Source organism: Wenyingzhuangia fucanilytica (genome assembly GCF_001697185.1).
Lineage (GTDB): Bacteria > Bacteroidota > Bacteroidia > Flavobacteriales > Flavobacteriaceae > Wenyingzhuangia > Wenyingzhuangia fucanilytica.
Genome location: NZ_CP014224.1, coordinates 3386869 through 3406408 on the forward strand (window position 1 = coordinate 3386869; position 19540 = coordinate 3406408).

22 protein-coding genes are annotated in these 19540 nt (G+C 31.8%); all 22 read left to right on the forward strand.

Going from position 1 to position 19540, the window contains the following annotated elements:
* The first annotated feature begins 79 nt into the window (after positions 1 to 79).
* The 22 genes from AXE80_RS14020 (at position 80) to AXE80_RS14120 (ending at position 19537) form a co-directional block, all read left to right on the forward strand.
* Positions 80 to 943: an MBL fold metallo-hydrolase gene (locus tag AXE80_RS14020; RefSeq protein WP_068828465.1), complete on the forward strand. Its 864-nt coding sequence runs from the start codon at positions 80 to 82 to the stop codon at positions 941 to 943.
* Complete coding sequence (locus tag AXE80_RS14025; protein ID WP_068828467.1) at positions 940 to 2604, forward strand: S8 family peptidase; 1665 nt, start codon at positions 940 to 942, stop codon at positions 2602 to 2604. Before AXE80_RS14020 ends, AXE80_RS14025 begins: the two co-directional genes overlap by 4 nt.
* Positions 2605 to 2664: 60 nt before the next feature.
* On the forward strand, positions 2665 to 4485 hold the full coding sequence (locus AXE80_RS14030) for a M1 family metallopeptidase (RefSeq protein WP_068828469.1): 1821 nt from the start codon (positions 2665 to 2667) through the stop codon (positions 4483 to 4485).
* A gap of 30 nt (positions 4486 to 4515) precedes the next feature.
* On the forward strand, positions 4516 to 5469 hold the full coding sequence (locus AXE80_RS14035) for an NAD(P)H-dependent flavin oxidoreductase (RefSeq protein ID WP_068828471.1): 954 nt from the start codon (positions 4516 to 4518) through the stop codon (positions 5467 to 5469).
* A 66-nt stretch (positions 5470 to 5535) separates the two neighbouring features.
* Positions 5536 to 7689, forward strand: coding sequence for a type IX secretion system periplasmic lipoprotein PorW/SprE (gene porW / locus AXE80_RS14040; protein WP_472574429.1), 2154 nt, complete (start codon positions 5536 to 5538; stop codon positions 7687 to 7689).
* Between the two features lie 33 nt (positions 7690 to 7722).
* A complete protein-coding gene (locus AXE80_RS14045) occupies positions 7723 to 8160 on the forward strand; it encodes a bactofilin family protein (RefSeq protein WP_068828475.1) in 438 nt (145 codons plus the stop codon).
* Positions 8161 to 8194: 34 nt separating this feature from the next.
* The gene (locus AXE80_RS14585) at positions 8195 to 8341 is read left to right on the forward strand and encodes a hypothetical protein (protein WP_418382300.1); all 147 of its coding nucleotides are present in this window, start codon (positions 8195 to 8197) and stop codon (positions 8339 to 8341) included.
* 5 nt (positions 8342 to 8346) lie between these two features.
* On the forward strand, positions 8347 to 8760 hold the full coding sequence (locus AXE80_RS14050; RefSeq protein WP_068828476.1) for a hypothetical protein: 414 nt from the start codon (positions 8347 to 8349) through the stop codon (positions 8758 to 8760).
* A 102-nt stretch (positions 8761 to 8862) separates the two neighbouring features.
* A complete protein-coding gene (gene atpB / locus AXE80_RS14055; protein ID WP_068828938.1) occupies positions 8863 to 10032 on the forward strand; it encodes a F0F1 ATP synthase subunit A in 1170 nt (389 codons plus the stop codon).
* Between the two features lie 36 nt (positions 10033 to 10068).
* Positions 10069 to 10263, forward strand: coding sequence for an ATP synthase F0 subunit C (locus AXE80_RS14060; protein ID WP_068828477.1), 195 nt, complete (start codon positions 10069 to 10071; stop codon positions 10261 to 10263).
* A gap of 92 nt (positions 10264 to 10355) precedes the next feature.
* Positions 10356 to 10856 carry a F0F1 ATP synthase subunit B gene (locus AXE80_RS14065; protein ID WP_068828478.1) on the forward strand — a complete coding sequence of 167 codons (501 nt, stop codon included), beginning with the start codon at positions 10356 to 10358 and terminating at the stop codon, positions 10854 to 10856.
* 8 nt (positions 10857 to 10864) lie between these two features.
* Positions 10865 to 11419, forward strand: a complete 555-nt coding sequence (gene atpH, locus AXE80_RS14070; RefSeq protein ID WP_068828479.1) for an ATP synthase F1 subunit delta — start codon at positions 10865 to 10867, stop codon at positions 11417 to 11419.
* A gap of 26 nt (positions 11420 to 11445) precedes the next feature.
* Complete coding sequence (gene atpA, locus AXE80_RS14075; RefSeq protein ID WP_068828481.1) at positions 11446 to 13020, forward strand: F0F1 ATP synthase subunit alpha; 1575 nt, start codon at positions 11446 to 11448, stop codon at positions 13018 to 13020.
* Positions 13021 to 13095: 75 nt separating this feature from the next.
* Positions 13096 to 13956, forward strand: a complete 861-nt coding sequence (gene atpG / locus AXE80_RS14080) for an ATP synthase F1 subunit gamma (RefSeq protein WP_068828483.1) — start codon at positions 13096 to 13098, stop codon at positions 13954 to 13956.
* A 148-nt stretch (positions 13957 to 14104) separates the two neighbouring features.
* Entirely contained in the window at positions 14105 to 14614 is a 510-nt protein-coding gene (locus AXE80_RS14085; protein ID WP_157359415.1) for a hypothetical protein, read from the forward strand.
* Positions 14615 to 14699: 85 nt separating this feature from the next.
* Positions 14700 to 15425 carry a metallophosphoesterase gene (locus AXE80_RS14090; RefSeq protein ID WP_068828487.1) on the forward strand — a complete coding sequence of 242 codons (726 nt, stop codon included), beginning with the start codon at positions 14700 to 14702 and terminating at the stop codon, positions 15423 to 15425.
* A gap of 89 nt (positions 15426 to 15514) precedes the next feature.
* Positions 15515 to 15724 (forward strand): DUF6341 family protein, encoded by a 210-nt coding sequence (locus AXE80_RS14095; RefSeq protein WP_068828490.1) that lies wholly within the window; start codon positions 15515 to 15517, stop codon positions 15722 to 15724.
* Positions 15725 to 15733: 9 nt separating this feature from the next.
* Entirely contained in the window at positions 15734 to 16405 is a 672-nt protein-coding gene (trmB, locus tag AXE80_RS14100; RefSeq protein ID WP_068828492.1) for a tRNA (guanosine(46)-N7)-methyltransferase TrmB, read from the forward strand.
* Positions 16406 to 16434: 29 nt separating this feature from the next.
* The gene (locus tag AXE80_RS14105) at positions 16435 to 16764 is read left to right on the forward strand and encodes an MGMT family protein (protein WP_068828494.1); all 330 of its coding nucleotides are present in this window, start codon (positions 16435 to 16437) and stop codon (positions 16762 to 16764) included.
* A 157-nt stretch (positions 16765 to 16921) separates the two neighbouring features.
* Positions 16922 to 17590, forward strand: coding sequence for a DUF4331 family protein (locus AXE80_RS14520; protein WP_068828496.1), 669 nt, complete (start codon positions 16922 to 16924; stop codon positions 17588 to 17590).
* Between the two features lie 20 nt (positions 17591 to 17610).
* A complete protein-coding gene (locus AXE80_RS14525) occupies positions 17611 to 18171 on the forward strand; it encodes a DUF4331 family protein (RefSeq protein ID WP_068828498.1) in 561 nt (186 codons plus the stop codon).
* Positions 18172 to 18241: 70 nt separating this feature from the next.
* Positions 18242 to 19537, forward strand: coding sequence for a tetratricopeptide repeat protein (locus AXE80_RS14120; protein WP_068828501.1), 1296 nt, complete (start codon positions 18242 to 18244; stop codon positions 19535 to 19537).
* The last annotated feature ends 3 nt before the right edge of the window (positions 19538 to 19540 follow it).

The window sequence follows — 19540 nt, forward strand, 5'->3', positions numbered from 1 at the left end:
TTATATTGATGTTAAACTTTTTTGAGAAATAACATTTCGTTCTAAAGTCATTTTATATCTTTAAATAAAATCTTTAGAAATGACTTTGTACCCAATAGAATCTGGAAACTTTATGCTAGATGGAGGAGCTATGTTTGGTGTTGTGCCTAAGGCCATTTGGCAAAGAACCAATCCTGCAGACGCAACAAATAAAATAGATATTGGAATGCGTTGTTTGTTGATAGAGGATGGAGATCGATTAATTTTAATTGATACCGGTTTAGGAGATAAACAAGATGATAAATTTTTTAGCCATGTAAGTCCTTGGGGCGATTTTACTACAGATCTTTCTTTAGCAAAATATGGATTTCACAGAGATGATATTACAGATGTTTTTTTAACGCATTTACATTTTGATCATGTAGGTGGGGCTATTCAGTGGAATAAAGACAGAACTTTTTTAGAACCTGCATTTAAGAATGCAACTTTTTGGTCAAATGCCAATCATTGGCAATGGGCTACTGAGCCTAATCCTAGAGAAAAAGCATCATTTTTAACAGAGAATATCAATCCTATTCAAGAAAGTGGACAATTAAAATTTGTTTCGATTAGCGGAAATCAGAAAGCGCAGACATCAGAGCTAGGGTTTGGCATCTTTTTTGCCGATGGACACACGGAAAAACAAATGATTCCTATGATTCAGTATAAAGGAAAAACAGTTGTTTTTATGGCCGATTTATTACCAACTATTGGGCATATTCCATTGCCGTATATCATGGGGTACGATACAAGACCTTTGTTGACTATGTCAGAAAAAGAATTATTTTTGAACGAAGCGGCAAAGAACGAATACATTTTGTTTATGCAGCACGACGCTCACAACGAGTTGTGTACAGTTCAGCAAACAGGAAAAGGAATAAGATTAAAAGAAACATATACATTTAACCAGATATTTAATTCATGAAATTATCAAAGATTATAGTAGTAACAGCAATAGGAGCTTTTTTAGTTAGTTGTAATTCTGTAAAAAGAATTGCAGTGCCAGAAGGAAAAGATACTTCTGTAATTATTCCAAGCAAACAAGTGTTTACAGAGCAGGATGTGCAAACTTGGTCTCATGCAGATTTGGCTACAGATTCAATTCCAGGAATTAGTTTGGAAAAAGCATATGAGTTTTTAAAAGATAGAAAAAGTGTACCTGTTATTGTAGCGGTAACAGATTCTGGTAGTGATATTACTCACGAAGATTTGGCGGCAAAAGTGTGGACAAATCCAAAAGAAATAGCAGGAAATGGTATTGATGATGATAAAAATGGATTTATTGATGATATACATGGATGGAACTTTTTAGGATCTACATATGATGAAAATCTAGAATTAACAAGATTGTATCGTCAACAAAAACCATTGTATGAAGGTAAGACAGAGGCAGATTTTAAAAAGGAAAAAGATTTAAAAAAGTTTAAGGATTTTAAAGCTTTAGAAGAAGATTTTAAAAGCAACTTAGAGCGTGTTAAAAAAGGTCAGGCACAATACATGCAGTATGAGGACATGTTAAAAGCTACAGATGTGGCCATGCAAAATTTAACAGGTAAAGAAGATTATACTTTAGAAGATTTAAAAGCAATTACTTCAACTTTTGATTTTGTGAATTCTCAAAAGGAGATGGCAATTAAAATATTAGAGTCAGGAAGTTCTGTTGAAGAGCAATTAGAACAATTAGAACCAGCAGTTGATTATTATACCTCTCAAGTAAACTCGTACTATAACATTAACTTTAACGGAAGAGCTAAGTTAAATGATGATGGGTATTCTATGAAAACCAAAGTATATGGAGATAACAATGTAAAAGATCAAGGCGATGATGAAATTCATGGAACACATGTTTCTGGAATTGTTTTGGCAGATAGAAATAATCATTTAGGAGTAAATGGAGTAGTTGATAATGCTTTGTTAATGGCTGTTCGTGTGGTTCCTAATGGAGATGAATACGATAAAGATGTTGCTTTAGGGATTAGATATGCTGTAGATAACGGAGCAAAAGTAATCAATACCAGTTTTGGAAAAGGATACTCTCCAAATGCAGAGTGGGTGTATGATGCTATTAAATATGCAGCAAAAAAAGATGTGTTAATTGTAAATGCCGCAGGGAATGATGGTCAGAATATTGATGAAAAGCCTAGTTATCCTAAAGATATAGAAAAAGGGGATAAAGAAGTTTCTGATAACTTCTTAACAGTTGGTGCTGCTACTCGTTTTTATAATGAAAATTTACCAGCAGATTTTACCAATTATGGAAAAGCAAATGTTGATGTGTTTGCTCCAGGGCATGATATTTATAATACAGTACCAAATAATGGTTATAAAAGTTTAAGTGGAACATCAATGGCATCACCCGCTACAGCTGGAGTTGCTGCTTTAATTAGATCTTATTTTCCAGAATTATCAGCAAGTCAAGTAAAGCATATTATTATGAACTCTGGTACTCTAGTAAATTTAGAGGTATTGCTTCCAAAAGGAGAAGGAAAATTAGTGCCTTTTACAGAGCTGTCTAAAAGCGGAAGGATTGTAAATGCCTATAATGCTGTTAAAATGGCTGCAGAAATGGTAGCAAAGAAAAAATAAAAATTAATTTAAATATTCTGCCAGTTTGTAAGTTTTATAAACTGGCATTTTTTTAGAAATATGAAAAAAATATTTATTGTTTTAGGGTTGATGTCTGTCACTGTCAATGCTCAATATTGGCAACAAAAAGCAGATTATAAAATGGATATTGATATGGATGTAGCATCTTATCAATACACAGGTAAGCAGGAAATAAAGTATAAAAATAATTCTCCAGAAACACTAACAAAGGTTTATTATCATTTATATAATAATGCTTTTCAGCCTGGAAGTGCAATGGATATGAGAGTGCAAAATATACCAGATCCAAACGGGAGGTTGATTGTAAATACCGGAACAGAAGAGGCTCCAGTAAATAAAAGCAAAATTTCATTATTGGTTCCAGAAGAGCAAGGATATATTAAAGTAAAGTCTTTAAAACAAAACGGTAAACCTTTAAAGTATGTTGTAGAAGGAACCATTTTAGAAGTAGAGTTGGCTAAGCCTATAAAGTCTGGTAAAAAGACTGAATTAACAATGGAATTTGTGGGGCAAGTTCCTTTGCAAGTTCGTAGGTCTGGGAGAGATAATGCAGAAGGAGTAGCTTTGTCTATGACTCAATGGTATCCTAAGTTAGCTGCTTATGATGATGAAGGTTGGCATGCAAATCCATACATAGGAGCAGAGTTTTTTGCTGATTGGGGAGATTATGAAGTAAATATCACTATCGATAAAAATTATACTATTGGGGGTACTGGATATCTACAAAATATTGATGAAATAGGTCATGGATATGAAGACTCAGGAGATAAAGTAGATCAAAAAATAGTTGATGGAAAGTTAACTTGGCAATTTAAAGCTCCTAATGTTCACGATTTTTCTTGGGCTGCAGATCCAGGTTTTAAGCACTTAAAGCACAAAGTAGCTAATGGACCAGAAGTGCATTTATTGTATAAAAGTTCTTTAGCCGAAGACCGAAAAGAGTCTTGGAATAAATTACCAAAAGTAATGGATGAGTTATTTGCTTTTTATCAAGATAGAGTAGGTGAGTATCCTTATAAGCAGTACAGTGTTATTCAAGGAGGTGATGGAGGAATGGAGTATGCTATGTGTACTTTAATTACTGGAGATAGAGACTATAGAAGTTTGGTGGGAGTAGTGGCTCACGAATTAGCTCATACTTGGTTTCAGTTTTTGTTAGCAAGTAATGAAACCAAACACGCTTGGCAGGATGAAGGTTTTACTACTTACATTTCTACATTGATAGAAAACAAAATTTTTAATGGAGAAAACGAATTTGAAAACGTTTATAAGTCCTATGTGAATTTAGTAGGTTATGGAATTGAACAACCATTAACCACCAATGGAGATGAATTTGATTATAGTTTTGGATATGGAGTATCTACCTATAATAAAGGGGCATTGTTTTTGCGTCAGTTAGAATATATTATTGGAGAAAAAGCTTTTAATAACACGTTAAAAAAGTATTATAAAGAGTTTGTTTTTAAGCACCCTAAACCTCAAGATTTTATTAGAATTGCTGAAAAAGAAGCTAATATGGAGTTAGATTGGTATTTTAATCAATGGACTGAAACGACAAAAACTATAGATTACGAAGTTTTCCCATCTATTACAAATCAGGTAAATCTTCATAACAAAGGAACTATGGCTATGCCTGTTGAGGTTACGGTAATATATGAAGATGATAGTGAGGAGTTGTTTTATATTCCGTTAGCTAGAATGAGAGGGGAGAAAAAAATAAATGCGACAATATTAAAAGATTGGAATTGGACAAATCCTGTTTATACTTTTCCAGTTACAAAGGCTTTAAAAAAAGTAACGATAGACGTTGATAATAAAACAGCAGACATTAACAGAAAGAATAATGTTTGGCAAAAATAATAATAGCTATAGGCTAACATAAAAAGAAATATGCCACAATCTAAAAAACTACAAGAGTTACTTGGGATAGATTTACCATTTTTGGTAGCTCCTATGTTTTTGGTTTCTAATACAGCCATGGTTATTGCTGCAATGAATAGAGGTGCAGCAGGTTGTATTCCGGCACTTAATTACAGAAGAATTCCCGAGTTAAAGCAAGCGATTAGAGAAATGAAAGCTGCTAAAACACCAAATGGTGCATTTGGAATTAATATTATTGTCAATCCATCAAATTTAAAATATAGAGAGCAACTTAAGGCTTGTTGTGATGAAGGAGTAGATTTTATTATTACATCTTTAGGAAGTCCAAGAGAGGTAATAGTAAAAGCCCGAAGAGCAGGTATAAAAGTTTTTTGTGATGTGGTTAATTTAGATCATGCTAAAAAAGCAGAAAAATTAGGTTGTGATGCTTTAATAGCTGTGAATAATAGGGCTGGTGGACATAGAGGTGCTCATCCTCCCGAAGTGCTTATTAAAGAATTGGTAGAAAACACAAATCTTCCTGTAATTTCTGCTGGAGGTATAGGGTCTAAGGAAGATTTAGACTTGGTTTTATCATACGGAGCGGCGGGAGCCTCAATAGGTAGTCCTTTTATTGCTTCAGAGGAATCAACAGTATCAAGGGAGTATAAACAAGCTTGTGTAGATTATGGAGCAGAAGATATTGTAATGACTAAAAAAATATCAGGAACACCTTGTACGGTTATCAATACACCTTATGTTCAAAAAGTAGGTTTAGATGAAACTTGGTTAGAGAAAAAGCTACATAAATACGAGTTCTTAAAAAAGTGGATTAAGTTATTAAGGTACTTAAAAGGAACTCAGGATGTTGTGAATTCAGCGCAAAAAGTAACCTATAAAAATGTTTGGGTGGCAGGACCAAGTATTCAGTATACTTCTAAAATTGAGCCTATTTCTAAAATAATAGATAGATTTGTAGTCTAAGCACAATGCTATTAAATACAGAACGTTATATTTGTGTTTAGGGGAACTATTATATCTAATCATTTAGTGAAACACTTTATTTTATTCATATCTATATTCTTTTTAGTCTCGTGTAGTACGAGTAAGGATAGATTTTTAAACAGAAAATTTCATGCTATGGTAACCAAGTACAATGTATTGTACAATGGTAAGGTTGCCTATGAAAAGGGGTTAGAAAAAGTAGAAAGTACTTATAATGATGATTTTACTAATGTTTTACCCATAGAACCATTTAGTTTTTATGCCGAAGAAAGAGATGATGAGGATACAGAGCCTATTGGTCAATCTGATTTTGAAAGGGCAGAGGAAAAAGCGGTAAAAGCCATTCAAAAACACTCTATGTTAATTGATGGTGAAGAAAGAAATTCACAAATTGATGAAGCTTATTTATTATTAGGAAAATCTAGATATTATACCAAAAGATTTACTCCTGCTTTAGAATCGTTTGAATATATCATCAAAAATTATCCAAGCGCTAGTTTGATTTACGAAACAGTAGTTTGGAGGGCAAAGAGCAATATTCACACAGGAAATGTAAATTTTGGTAAAAAAGCATTACTTAGATTGTTAACGTCATCAAGATTAACAGATGAGGTGAGACAGCAGACGGAGTTAGGAGTGGTGATGGCATATGAAAAGACTCCTGATAGCATTGAACAAAGAATTGCACATTTAGAGGCTTCTTTAGAGGCTGTTGATAAAGGGACTATGGCATCTAGAGCAGCTTTTGTTTTGGGGCAGCTTTATAGAGAAGTTGGAGATATTGAATCTTCTGATGAGTCTTTTGATAGGGTGATAGAAACAAAAAAAGGATTGTATAAATATAAATTACAATCTAAGTTAGAAAAAATTAACAATCATATTGAGGATTATAGTACTCAAGAGTTTTTAGATGAGGTAAACCATTTAATCTTTATTAGAAAAAATAGACCTTACTTAAATAAATTACTCTTTCAAAAAGGGTTGATTTATGAAAATGCAGATTCAATTCAACTTGCTAAAAGTTATTATACTCAATCTATTGAAAAGTCTGAAAAAGACATTCATCAAAAAATGATTGCATATGAGCAATTAGGGGATATATCATACGGTGAAAAAGAATACAAATCTGCAAAATCTTATTACGATAGTTTGATTGATGTTTCTAAAAATGAAAAATCTAATAGAGTAATTCGTATTAAAAGAAAATCTAACAGTTTAGAGAAAATAGTAACTACTATTGAGGCTGCAAATACCAATGACAGTTTGTTAAAAATTGCAAGTTTTAATGATGCTCAGGCAAACGCTTTTTTTCAAGATTATATTGATGAGCTAAAATTAGCTGAGAAAAACGAAAGGATAAAGCAATTAAAAGCATTGGCAGCACAAAATAAATTAACCAATAATGCTGGTGCAGATGGTTGGTATTTTTATAATAACAAGGTAAGGGCAGAGGGGAAAGCAGAGTTTCAAAAAAAATGGAAAGCCTCTAGAAGAGATGGTAATTGGTTTGCTTCTTCATTATTTACTTCAATTGGTTCTGCTAAAACAGAAACTGAGGCAAAAGATAGTGTTCAATCAACAAGTGTAAATAAGTACGATGTTGTTTATTATACTTCTCAAATTAATAAAGATCCTAAGTTTTTAGATAGTATTACGCAAATCAGAAATTTAAATTATTACGAGTTAGGAAATGCTTATTACAGTCAGTTAAAAGAAAAAGATTTAGCTATAGAAAAGCTAAAACAATTAATAGCCTTTAACCCATCTGATGATTTAAAGATTGGAGCTTATTATAGGTTGTATAAGATTTATAAAGAAACTGGAGATGAGTTAAACGCTAATGTATATCAACAAAAATTACAGAAAGAATATCCTAAGTCTTCATTCACAAAATTGGCTACGAATACTGATGATATAGCAGTAGATGATGAAGCAGAAAATGAATATATTAAATGTTACGAAACCATATATGATTTGTATACATTAAATTCATTTGATGCTGCTTTAGAAGAAATAAATTTAGCAAAAGTTAAATATGCAGATACAGATTTAGCGCCAAAGTACGCATTGTTACATGCTTATATTATGGCTAAATTAGAAGGTAAAGAAGTGTTTAAAGAGTTGTTGGCAGAAATCAAATTAAGATATCCAAATACAGAGGAAGCAAAAAAAGCATTGGAGTTCTTAAATAATAATTAACTTTGAGAAATAACTACTTAAATATTATAGGTTATGTTTAATTCAGATAAAAAGAAAGCATCTGGGCAACAAGATGATTTGGTTATGGAGAGAAATAGAATTTCAAAGAAAACTACTTTTAAAGGAGAGATAATTTCTCAAGGAGATTTTAGAATTGACGGAACTATAGAAGGAGAGTTAACAACAACAGGAAAAATTATCATAGGGCCAGACGGAAAGGTTTTTGGTAAGGTTAAGTGTGTTAATGCCGATATTGAAGGTTTTTTTGACGGACATTTGGAGGTGAAAAACTCACTGTGTTTAAAGCCTACTGCCAAGGTTTCAGGAGAAGTTTATATGGAGAGTTTAACCGTTGAACCAGGAGCAATTTTTAACGCAAACTGTAAAATGTTAAGCTCAATTAAAGAATTAAATGCAAAAACAATTGAAGCCAAAGAAGAAAGAAAACAAGACGTTTCGGAAATTTCTTAGATTTTCAGGAATTGGAGTTCAGTTGGGAGTTATGATGTATATAGCCTCTTTAGGAGGGAGCTATTTTGATACTAAATTTTCTTTTGAAAAACCGTGGTTTACATTGTTGTTTATAGTAGTTGCATTAGTAGTGTTTGTACTAATGTTAATGAAACAACTAAACAAACTTAATAACGAATAATATTAATGGTTAAAGATCATATAAAGAGTGCTGTTGGTTTACTTGTGTTAAATATTTTAGCATATTTATTACATTATTATTTAATTATTCCTTCAGTAGAGTTAACATCTATCCCAGTTTTAAACATACAATTGTCTTATTTAATTAATGCAGCAGCATCTATTAGTATGTGTTCTGTAATTTATTTATTAAAGAAAAGTTTTGAATCTCAAATAGGGTTTATTTTTTTAGGATTAAGCGCTATCAAGATGATTTTATTGTTTGTTTTATTAGATCCTACTAACGAATTAGGAACTGTAGCTAAGGCAGATGCCCTTGCCTTTTTTGTTCCTTTTGGATTGAATTTAGTGACAGAACTAATTTTTATAGTAAAAATGTTAAAAATTAGCGATTTAGCTAAAGAGTTACAGAAAAAATAAAGTTTTTGAATTTTCAACAATTCAATGTTAAAAACTAATAGTTTTTTTAAATTATTGTTTACATTTGCACAAATTTTGAAAACAATCAATATTCACGATAGAATGATAGGAAAATTGAACCTAAAAGTTTTAGTGATGTTAGCGTTAGTATTAACATCATTTACCATGAATGCAAACGATGATCAGCATCAAACAAATGCTCATCATAATGAAGCAACTCATCAAGAGAATAGTGAACATGCACATACTGCACTTCCACATTCTGAAGAAGAAGGTTACAATGATGGAGTTAATACCAAAGAAGAGGTAGACGCTTACATTCAACATCACTTAGGTGATACTCACGATTTTGTGTTCTTTTCAGACGAAGCTACAGGTCACCACTACGGTTTTTCTTTGCCTGTTATTTTAGTAGATAATGGTTTAAAAGTGTTTATGTCTTCTGAGTTTCACCATGGAGAAAATGTAGTGAAAAAAGGAGATGCTCATTATAGATTATACCACGGTAAAATTTATAAAACAGATGCTGCAGGAACTATTAAGTATGATGAACACCACCATCCTACAAACGCAAAGCCATTAGATTTATCTATTACTAAAAACGTATTTTCAATTTTAGTGATTTCCGTTTTAATGTTGTTGTTATTTAGATCATTAGCTAAATCATATAAAAACGGACCAATTCCAACTGGATTTGCTAGAGTGTTAGAGCCTTTAGTAATTTTTGTTAGAGACGAAATTGCAAAGCCAAATATTGGAGAAAAGAAATACCGTAAATTTATGGGATTCTTATTAACAGTATTTTTCTTTATATGGATAACAAACTTATTAGGGTTAACTCCATTAGGAATTAATGTAACGGGTAATATTGCTGTAACTTTATGTTTGGCTTTAATTACATTCTTTATAGTACAATTTAGTGGTAATAAAGATTACTGGAAACATATTTTTTGGATGCCAGGTGTACCTGTACCAATGAAGATTGTATTAGCTCCTATTGAAATTTTAGGAATGTTTACGAAACCGTTTTCATTATTAATACGTTTGTTTGCAAACATTACTGCAGGGCATACTGTTGTAATGGGATTATTAGCTGTAATATACGTTGGTAAAGAAGCTTTAGGAACAGGTGGAAGCATTGGTGTTTCTTTATTCTTAACTTTATTTATTAATATTATAGAATTATTAGTTGCTTTTTTACAAGCATACATATTTACCATGTTGTCTTCTTTGTTTATTGGTATGGCAGTAGAAGAACACGATCATCATTAAGAATTTTTTTGTTTAATTATATATAAATCATTTATTATGACAATTCCAGGATTAGTAGGAGCAGGTATCATCGTTATCGGTGCAGGATTAGGGTTAGGTAAAATTGGTGGTTCAGCAATGGACGCTATCGCTAGACAACCAGAAGCAGCTAACAAAATTCAAACTGCTATGATTATCATCGGTGCCTTATTAGAAGGTTTAGCATTTGGTGCATTAATCTTAGGGAAATAATTTTTCCCCACTAAAAAACAAACACTATTTGTAACGGTTGGTTACAAATAGTGTTTAAATTAAACAGAACTAAAATTTTAAACATTATATAAATGGATAAGTTAATTAACGATTTTTCATTTGGATTATTTTTCTGGGTGGCAATTATTTTTGTTACTTTAATTTTGTTAATGCGTAAATTTGCTTGGAAGCCAATTTTAGAGGCATTAAACTCAAGAGAAGAGGGAATTTCAAATGCATTAAAAGCTGCAGAAAATGCAAAAAAAGAATTAGAAGCTTTAAACGCTGATAATCAAAAAATCTTAAAAGAAGCAAGAGCTGAAAGAGACACAATGTTAAAAGAAGCTCGCGAAATAAAAGAAAAAATTGTTTCTGAAGCAAAAGGTGAAGCAAATGCAGAAGCAGAGGCTATTATTACCAATGCAAAAGCAGCTATCGAATTAGAAAAACAAGCTGCTTTAACTGAGTTAAAAACTCAAGTTGCAGGAATTTCTATTGATATTGCAAAGAAAATAATTAAAAGTGAATTAGCTTCAGAAGAAAACCAATTGGCTTTGGTAGAGAAATCTTTGAACGAAGTTATCTTAAACTAATATAGAGCATGAGTACAAGAGCAGCATTGCGATATGCAAAAGCGATCTTAAATCTTGCAGAAGACAATAAAAGCGAAGACGCAGTAAATGCAGATATGCAATTAATTGCCGCTACTATTGCTGAAAGTCAAGACTTAGAGGTAATGTTAAAAAGCCCAATTGTAAAAACATCTGAAAAAGTAAATGCTTTAGAGGGGATTTTTGGAAAGCAAATTAACAGTTATTCTTTAGGATTAATTAAGCTTTTAGGAGAAAAGAGACGTTTGGATATTTTAGCATTGGTATCAAAAAGTTACCAAACTATATACAACCATTCAAAATCTATTAAAGTAGCACAAGTAACTACTGCAGTTCCTTTAACAAAAGCTTTAGAATCAAAAGTAGTTGATAAAATTAAAGAGTTAACAGGAAGTGCAACATCTATAGAAAACATCATCAATCCAGAAATTATTGGAGGTTTTGTTTTACGTATTGGAGATATTCAGTACGATGCTAGTGTTTCAAGAAGTTTAACATTGTTAGAAAGAAGTTTTGACAACAGTCAATTCATATCAAAAAATTAAAAAATACATCAAATAATAAAAATAAGATGGCAGCAATAAACCCAGCTGAAGTATCAGCAATTTTAAAAGAGCAGCTAACTAGTTTTGAATCTAAAGGTTCTTTAAACGAAGTTGGTACTGTATTACAAATTGGAGATGGTATTGCACGTGTATACGGATTAGCGAATGTGCAGTATGGTGAATTAGTAGAGTTTGAATCAGGTTTACAAGGAATTGTATTGAACTTGGAAGAGGATAATGCAGGAGTTGTATTATTAGGTCCTTCTTCTGAAGTATCAGAAGGTTCTACTGTAAAAAGAACTGAGAGAATTGCTTCTATCAATGTAGGTGAAGGAATTGTAGGACGTGTTGTTGATACCTTAGGTAATCCTATTGATGGTAAAGGTGCAATTGCAGGTGAAACTTTTGAAATGCCATTAGAGCGTAAAGCTCCTGGAGTTATTTTCCGTGAGCCAGTAACTGAGCCATTACAAACAGGTATTAAATCTATTGATGCAATGATTCCTGTAGGACGTGGACAACGTGAGTTAATTATTGGTGACCGTCAAACAGGTAAATCTACTGTAGCTTTAGATACGATCATTAACCAAAAAGAGTTTTATGATGCTGGTGAGCCTGTTTACTGTATTTATGTAGCTGTTGGTCAAAAAGCATCTACTGTTGCAGGAATTGTAAACTTATTAGAAGAAAAAGGTGCTTTAGCTTATACTACTATTGTAGCTGCTAACGCTTCAGATCCTGCTCCAATGCAGGTATATGCTCCATTTGCAGGTGCTGCAATTGGTGAGTACTTCCGTGATACTGGAAGACCAGCTTTAATTATTTATGATGATTTATCTAAGCAAGCTGTTGCATACCGTGAGATTTCTTTATTATTAAGAAGACCACCGGGACGTGAGGCTTACCCTGGAGATGTATTCTACTTACACTCAAGATTATTAGAGCGTTCTGCAAAAGTAATTGGAGATGATTCAATTGCAACTAAAATGAACGATGCTCCAGCTTCTTTAGCAGGAAAAATTAAAGGAGGAGGTTCTTTAACTGCATTGCCAATTATTGAAACTCAAGCAGGAGACGTATCTGCATATATTCCAACTAACGTAATTTCTATTACTGATGGACAGATTTTCTTAGATGGAGATTTATTCAACTCTGGAGTTCGTCCTGCAATTAACGTAGGTATTTCTGTATCTCGTGTAGGAGGTAACGCACAGATTAAATCTATGAAAAAAGTATCTGGTACTTTAAAGTTAGATCAAGCTGCTTTCCGTGAATTAGAAGCGTTTGCTAAGTTTGGTTCTGATTTAGATTCAGCTACTTTATCAGTAATCGAAAAAGGACAACGTAACGTTGAGATCTTAAAACAAGCTCAAAACGACCCTTATACTGTAGAAGATCAAATTGCAATTATTTATGCAGGTTCTAAAAACTTATTAAAGAATGTTCCTTTAAATAAAGTAAAAGAATTTGAAAGAGATTATATTGAATTTTTAAATGCAAAACATAGAGATGCTTTAGATTCATTAAAGTCTGGTAAATTAGAGCAATCTACTTTAGATGTTTTAACAGCTGTTGCTGCTGAAGTATCTTCAAAATATTAATAAAATAGTATTAAGTACAAAGTACATAGTTTAACGCTTTGTACTTTGTACTAATTACTAATTACTGAAAAGAGAATGGCAAACTTAAAAGAAATTAGAAACAGAATTACCTCTATTGGCTCTACAATGAAAATTACGAGCGCAATGAAAATGGTATCTGCAGCAAAGTTAAAAAAAGCACAAGACGCTATTACTGCAATGCGTCCTTATGCCAATAAATTAACAGAGTTGTTACAAAATTTAAGTGCTACTTTAGATGGTGATGCTGGTGGTGTTTATGCTGAGCAGAGAGAAGTTTCTAAAGTTTTACTTGTTGTAGTTTCATCTAACAGAGGTTTGTGTGGTGGTTTTAACTCATCAATAATTAAAAAAACAGTACAAGTTATTTCTGAGAAATATCAAGGAAAGGAAATTGCATTGTATACTATAGGAAAGAAAGCAAATGATATTCTTTCTAAAAATTATACTGTTGTTAAGAACGATAGAGCTGTTTTTGATGATTTAACATTTAAGAATGTAACTGTTATTGCCGAAGAGTTAATGGAGTTATATGCTAAAGGTGATTATGACAAAATTGAGATTGTATACAATGTGTTTAAAAATGCAGCAACTCAAATTGCAACTTTAGAGCAATTCTTACCTATCCAACCTGTAGAAGTTGAAGGAAATGTATCTTCTGATTATATTTTTGAACCTTCTAAAGAAGAAATAGTAGAAACATTAATTCCTAAATCTTTAAAAACTCAATTGTACAAAGCAATTAGAGATTCTTTTGCTGCTGAGCACGGTGCTCGTATGACTGCAATGCACAAAGCAACAGATAACGCTAAAGATTTAAGAGACGACTTATTGTTGACTTATAACAAAGCTCGTCAAGCTGCTATTACAGGTGAAATATTAGAAATTGTTGGTGGTGCAGAAGCCCTAAACAATTAATATCATTACAGAAAATTTAAATCTTAACCTAAAGATTTATTTTTGATAATATTTTTAAACCGATTCATTTTATAAAATGAATCGGTTTTTGTATTTTCTCACTCGTTTAAAAATAAGGCACTAAGCCGTAATTTTTTTTCGTATTGCTATGAAAATATTACCTATAATTTGTTTTCTGTTTTTTCAATTGTCATTTGCTCAAGAGATAAAACAAAAGGAAGAGTCACATACTTTTTTAAGAACCCTTTGGGGGGTTAACCCAGAGAATGGTGTTAAGTTTTTACCTTTTGCCACCCATTTTCAAAAATCAGAAAATCCATTCATACACGGTACATTTTATACTGCTGCCAATTATAAATCTATTGAGTTAGCACTTTTTAATAATTCGTATAATGATTTTGCGATGTCTTTGTTTTTTCTGAGAAAAATCATACTGTCTAAACGGTTTTCTATAGACTACGGAGGAGGTTTTTTATATGGTTATAAAGGAAGGTTGCAAAATATTAAATCAATTCCCTTACACGATACTTTTTTGTATTCAGGAAATTTAAATCCAACCTATGGAGTTGGTTTAGAATATAAGCTATCAAAAAAAATTGCGATTTCTGCCATGACCAATCCTGCAGTAATTATTTATGGACTAAAATATTTTTGGTAAAAAAGTTATTAATCTTAGGTTAAGATCGTTTTCTAACTCTGTAGTTTTTTGTTTTATATGTATATTTAAAGCTTAAAAAATAAATATGGGCAGAACGTTAGTTATAGGAGATATTCACGGTGGCTTAAAAGCTCTAGATCAAGTATTAGAGAGAGCAGAGGTAACTACAGATGATTTACTTATCTTTTTAGGGGATTATGTTGATGGTTGGGGACAAGCTTTTGAAGTGATTAATAGATTGATTTCCTTAAAATCATCACATGATTGTATATTTCTTAGAGGGAATCACGATGAATTGTTTTACGATTGGTTAACAAAATCAAAAGACAATCCTAATTGGTTACATCACGGAGGACAAGCAACTATAAATTCTTATGCCGATAGACCTTATAATTTTATCAAAATACACATAAACTTTTTAGAAAACTTAGAGAATTATTATTTAGATAATCAAAATAGGTTATTTATTCATGCAGGTTTTACCAACGTAAGAGGAGTAGAAGAAGAACATTTTACCAAAATGTTTTACTGGGATAGATCTTTATGGGAAATGGCTTTAGCGAGTAGAAATTTACCTTTAGAAGATGAATTTTATCCTGAGAGATTAAAGTTGTACAAAGAAATTTTTATTGGACATACGGCTTTATCAAAAATTAATATTAGCCAACCCTTAAACGTGGCAAATGTTTGGAATATTGATACAGGAGCTGCTTTTACCAATCCTTTAACCATTATGGATATAGACACTAAGGAGTTTTGGCAGAGTGATCCGTTACCAAGTTTATACCCTAATGAGAAGGGAAGAAATTAATTAGAACGATACCTTTTAAAAAACACTTTTTAAGCAATTAAGTAACGATAACTTTTATTACTTTTGCCTTGCATTAAAATATTATCATTATGATCGCATTAAATATCTTTCACGCCATAGACGATTTATTTACAAAAGGATTATTCTTACCGTTTAAAGCATTACGTTTTAGTGGTTCTTGGTGGGGATCTAACGCAATTAACTTTGTTTTTGTAGTAGTGGCATTAGTATACTTTGCTTATTGGATGAAAGAATCTAAAAAGTTTAAAGATACAGATACTGAAGATTTACCAAAATAAGAAACTAGATTGGGAAGCAAAAATAAGTTAAAACGTTTTAATGAAAACGAAACGTTTGAGAACGTTATACAGCCAACTAGAGAAGAAGTAACATCTGGTTTTAAGTATCAAGGTAAGTGGAGTGAATTCTTTGGAAACAACAATCCTATAGTATTAGAATTGGGTTGTGGAAAAGGAGAGTACACCGTTGCTTTGGCACAAAGAAACCCTAATGTTAACTATATTGGTATAGATATTAAAGGAGCTCGTTTTTGGCGTGGTGCTAAAACAGCTGTTGAAGAGAATATTCCTAATGTAGCTTTTGTAAGAACTCAAATAGAGTTGGTTGATTATATTTTTGCTGAAAATGAAGTAAGTGAAATTTGGATTACTTTTCCAGATCCACAAATAAAATACAAAAGAACAAAGCACCGTATGACAGGTGATGCCTTTTTAAGAAGATATCATAAAATCTTAAATGAAGAAGGTATTATGCATTTAAAAACCGATAGCGAGTTTATGCATGGTTATACGCTTGGTTTATTGCATGGACAAGGACATGAGGTTTTGTATGCTAACCATGATGTATACAGACAAGAAGGTGCTCCTGAAGAGGTAACCCAAGTGCAGACTTATTACGAAAGTCAATATCTTGAAGTAGGTAAAGCAATTACCTATGCAAAGTTTAAATTAAAATATTAAATTAAGCCCTGAGTTATCAGGGTTTTTTTATGTCTAATAATCAAGATTTTTTTAAAAGAGTACACGCTGTTGCCAAACAAATTCCAGTAGGTAGAGTTACTTCTTATGGAGCTATTGCTAAATACTTAGGAGCAGCAAAATCGGCAAGAATAGTTGGTTATGCTATGAATGCTTCTCATGGAGATCTTAGCATTCCCGCTCATAGAGTTGTAAATCGATTAGGATTGTTAAGCGGTAAACATCATTTTGATGGAACAAATTTAATGCAGCAACTTTTAGAAAGCGAAGGAGTGGTTGTAAAAGACAATAAAGTCCAAAATTTTGAGGATATTTTTTGGAATCCTACACAAGAATTATAAAAAAACAAATTATTTTTTTTATTTAAAACCACTCATAAACAAGTGTTTATGAGTGGTTTTTGTTTTTTATTAAAAAAGATTTCAATTTTTTAAAACCGCAAAGAACTTTCTCTCGTAAATAATTGTACAAACGTTTTATTAACTAAAAAATACAATTATGAAAACACGTAAGATTTTATTAGGGCTAGCATCAATAGCGCTTGTGTCTGGAGCTATTATAGCAGCAGACCATATTGATGCCCCAGCGGTTGAAGGAGGTACAAGTGATATTACAGACTTTTATGCTTTTCAAGGTGCTAACACAAACAATTTAGTTTTTGTAGCAAATGTTCAAGGATTAATTACTCCAGAGAATTCTGCAGTAGCAAAATTTGACAAAAATGTAATGATTGAGTTTAACATTGACACTGACGGTGATTATGTTGAAGATTATGTGATTCAGGCTATTCCAAGCTCTGATGATAAAATGTATGTGTATGGACCTGCAGTTCCTAACGAAACAGGTAAAAACAGCACATTGTTATCAAACAGCTATAAAAGTAGTGTAGCCATTACTCCATATGGAAATGATGCAATTACTGCAACAACCAATGCATCATCAGTAAGTGGTGTTAAAGCTTTTGCTGGGTTAAGAGATGATCCTTTCTTTATGGATTTTGCTCAATATTCTGCTATTGTAGGTGGTACAGCAGGAGGATTTAATAATCCTGGAGCAGATACTTTTGCAGGTACAAACGTACTTTCTGTAGTAGTAGAGGTGCCAAAAACAATGATTGGTAGTACAGGAACTATTAACACTTGGGTAACTACAAAAAGAAAACAATAATCTAAAAAACTGAAAAAATTATGATACGCAAAATAACAACAATAGGAATGATGTTATCAGTAGCAGTTATTTCGTTTAACTGTTCTAATAACGATGATGATAACGAAATGCAAGAGTCAGTAACTACTGTATACGTTCAAGAAGATCAAATGGGTAGACCAGCTGTAAATACAGTGTTTGTTGCTTCAGCAGACAAAGATGTGTTTAACAAAACTATCCCATCTAAACAAGGGGCAGCATTTGCTAGTAAGTTTAAAACAAATTTAGAAGCTTTAAGTCCTGCGTTTAATGAGAGTACAGATAAAAATGCATTAGGTCAAACATCAACAGCTTTTACAACTTTGTTAGCAACAGATGTTTTAAATGTTTCTTTAGACGGAACTACTACTTTTTATGATGGTACTAATGTTTTAACAGGTAGAGCTTTGGCAGATGATGTAATTACTGTTGAGTTAATTCTAATCTTTGGAGGAGAATCAGGACTTACAATGTCTGAAAATCCAACCTTATCTGATGATAACGTAAGTGCTAATGATAAAGATTTCTTAACAAGTTTTCCATACTTAGCTTCTCCTTGGTAATAGCTAATAAACTTATATTAAATGCTGACCATGTCAGCATTTAATATTTTTTAACTAAATTCTATAAACTATGAAAACGATAAATTATTTATTAAAAATAACCAGCAGTACACTTATAATATTTTTGCTTTTTTCTTGTCAGCAAGAGAAAAAGCAAGTGGTACAGAATCAGGATATTCAGCAGTATTTAGAGTTGACTGAAGATGTGTCTTTAGAAAAGTTACAAATCAATTTAAAGTTTTGGGAAGATAAGTTATCTGCTAATCCTACACAGTTTACCTATAATGTAGAAATTGCTGCAATAGAAAATCAATTATTTTCAAAAACTGGAAAAATAGAACATTTAAAGAAAGCAGAAATGCTGCTAAATAACGCTGTAGAACGTACTGGTTACAAACAATCGGGTTATTTAAGAGCATTGGCAAGAAATTATATTTCTCAACATCAGTTTAAAAAATCATTAGATTTATTAAAAGTTGCAGAGGCAAATGGTGATAAAAAACAAGAAACTATAAAAATGTTGTTTGATGTACATTTGGAATTAGGAAATAATAAAATTGCAGAACAATATTTATCAAACATAGAAAATAAAAGATCTTTTGATTATTTAATTAGGATTGCAAAATGGCAAGATCATGAGGGGAATTTAGACGCTACAATCGCCTATATGGAAGAGGCGTTACAAGGAGCAAAAGAAAAAGGATATGAAGGGTTGATTACTTGGTGTGAAACTAATTTAGCTGATTATTATGGACATCATGGAGATATAGAAAAATCTTATCAGTTTTATTTAAAAACATTAAAAAACGATCCGGCTAATGTTTATGCCTTAAAAAAAATTGCTTGGATATCTTTTTCACACGATAAAAATATAAATCAGGCAAAAGAAATTATAACAAAAATAAAGCAGCGTTATGCAGGTGCAGATATAGATTTGTTGGCATATCAAATAGCGTTGTACGATCAAAAAGACATCAACCAGAACTATAATAATTACTGGACAGAGGTTTCTAAATCATCATACGGACAAATGTACAACAAGTATAATTTTGATATTTTAGAAGCAAATAAAGAGTACAACAAGGCATATGAATTAGCACTTGTAGAAGTACAAAATAGACCAACAGCTCAATCTTATTCTTTATTAGCATTGGCAGTAGCGCATAAAGAAAATCCTGCAAAGGGATTAGAAATTATTAAAGAAAAGAATGTATTAAAATCTTATGAGCCAGAAGTATTGTTAAGAGTAGCAAAAGTATATGCTTTAAATAAAGAACAAGCATTGGTAAAACCTCTTAAAAAAGAATTGTTAGAGGCTGAGTTTGAGTTGGGGCCAGTAAAAACTATTGAAATAGAAAAACTATAAAAA

What these genes read in the sequence shown, in the direction of transcription:
- AXE80_RS14120 (WP_068828501.1), top strand. Translation starts at nt 18,242, where the DNA reads ATGAAAACGATAAATTATTTATTAAAAATAACCAGCAGTACACTTATA.
- AXE80_RS14585 (WP_418382300.1), top strand. Translation starts at nt 8,195, where the DNA reads ATGTATATAGCCTCTTTAGGAGGGAGCTATTTTGATACTAAATTTTCT.
- AXE80_RS14025 (WP_068828467.1), top strand. Translation starts at nt 940, where the DNA reads ATGAAATTATCAAAGATTATAGTAGTAACAGCAATAGGAGCTTTTTTA.
- AXE80_RS14045 (WP_068828475.1), top strand. Translation starts at nt 7,723, where the DNA reads ATGTTTAATTCAGATAAAAAGAAAGCATCTGGGCAACAAGATGATTTG.
- AXE80_RS14065 (WP_068828478.1), top strand. Translation starts at nt 10,356, where the DNA reads ATGGATAAGTTAATTAACGATTTTTCATTTGGATTATTTTTCTGGGTG.
- AXE80_RS14020 (WP_068828465.1), top strand. Translation starts at nt 80, where the DNA reads ATGACTTTGTACCCAATAGAATCTGGAAACTTTATGCTAGATGGAGGA.
- atpH (WP_068828479.1), top strand. Translation starts at nt 10,865, where the DNA reads ATGAGTACAAGAGCAGCATTGCGATATGCAAAAGCGATCTTAAATCTT.
- AXE80_RS14060 (WP_068828477.1), top strand. Translation starts at nt 10,069, where the DNA reads ATGACAATTCCAGGATTAGTAGGAGCAGGTATCATCGTTATCGGTGCA.
- atpB (WP_068828938.1), top strand. Translation starts at nt 8,863, where the DNA reads ATGATAGGAAAATTGAACCTAAAAGTTTTAGTGATGTTAGCGTTAGTA.
- AXE80_RS14095 (WP_068828490.1), top strand. Translation starts at nt 15,515, where the DNA reads ATGATCGCATTAAATATCTTTCACGCCATAGACGATTTATTTACAAAA.
- AXE80_RS14085 (WP_157359415.1), top strand. Translation starts at nt 14,105, where the DNA reads ATGAAAATATTACCTATAATTTGTTTTCTGTTTTTTCAATTGTCATTT.
- atpA (WP_068828481.1), top strand. Translation starts at nt 11,446, where the DNA reads ATGGCAGCAATAAACCCAGCTGAAGTATCAGCAATTTTAAAAGAGCAG.
- AXE80_RS14050 (WP_068828476.1), top strand. Translation starts at nt 8,347, where the DNA reads ATGGTTAAAGATCATATAAAGAGTGCTGTTGGTTTACTTGTGTTAAAT.
- AXE80_RS14520 (WP_068828496.1), top strand. Translation starts at nt 16,922, where the DNA reads ATGAAAACACGTAAGATTTTATTAGGGCTAGCATCAATAGCGCTTGTG.
- AXE80_RS14090 (WP_068828487.1), top strand. Translation starts at nt 14,700, where the DNA reads ATGGGCAGAACGTTAGTTATAGGAGATATTCACGGTGGCTTAAAAGCT.
- AXE80_RS14030 (WP_068828469.1), top strand. Translation starts at nt 2,665, where the DNA reads ATGAAAAAAATATTTATTGTTTTAGGGTTGATGTCTGTCACTGTCAAT.
- AXE80_RS14035 (WP_068828471.1), top strand. Translation starts at nt 4,516, where the DNA reads ATGCCACAATCTAAAAAACTACAAGAGTTACTTGGGATAGATTTACCA.
- AXE80_RS14105 (WP_068828494.1), top strand. Translation starts at nt 16,435, where the DNA reads ATGTCTAATAATCAAGATTTTTTTAAAAGAGTACACGCTGTTGCCAAA.
- atpG (WP_068828483.1), top strand. Translation starts at nt 13,096, where the DNA reads ATGGCAAACTTAAAAGAAATTAGAAACAGAATTACCTCTATTGGCTCT.
- AXE80_RS14525 (WP_068828498.1), top strand. Translation starts at nt 17,611, where the DNA reads ATGATACGCAAAATAACAACAATAGGAATGATGTTATCAGTAGCAGTT.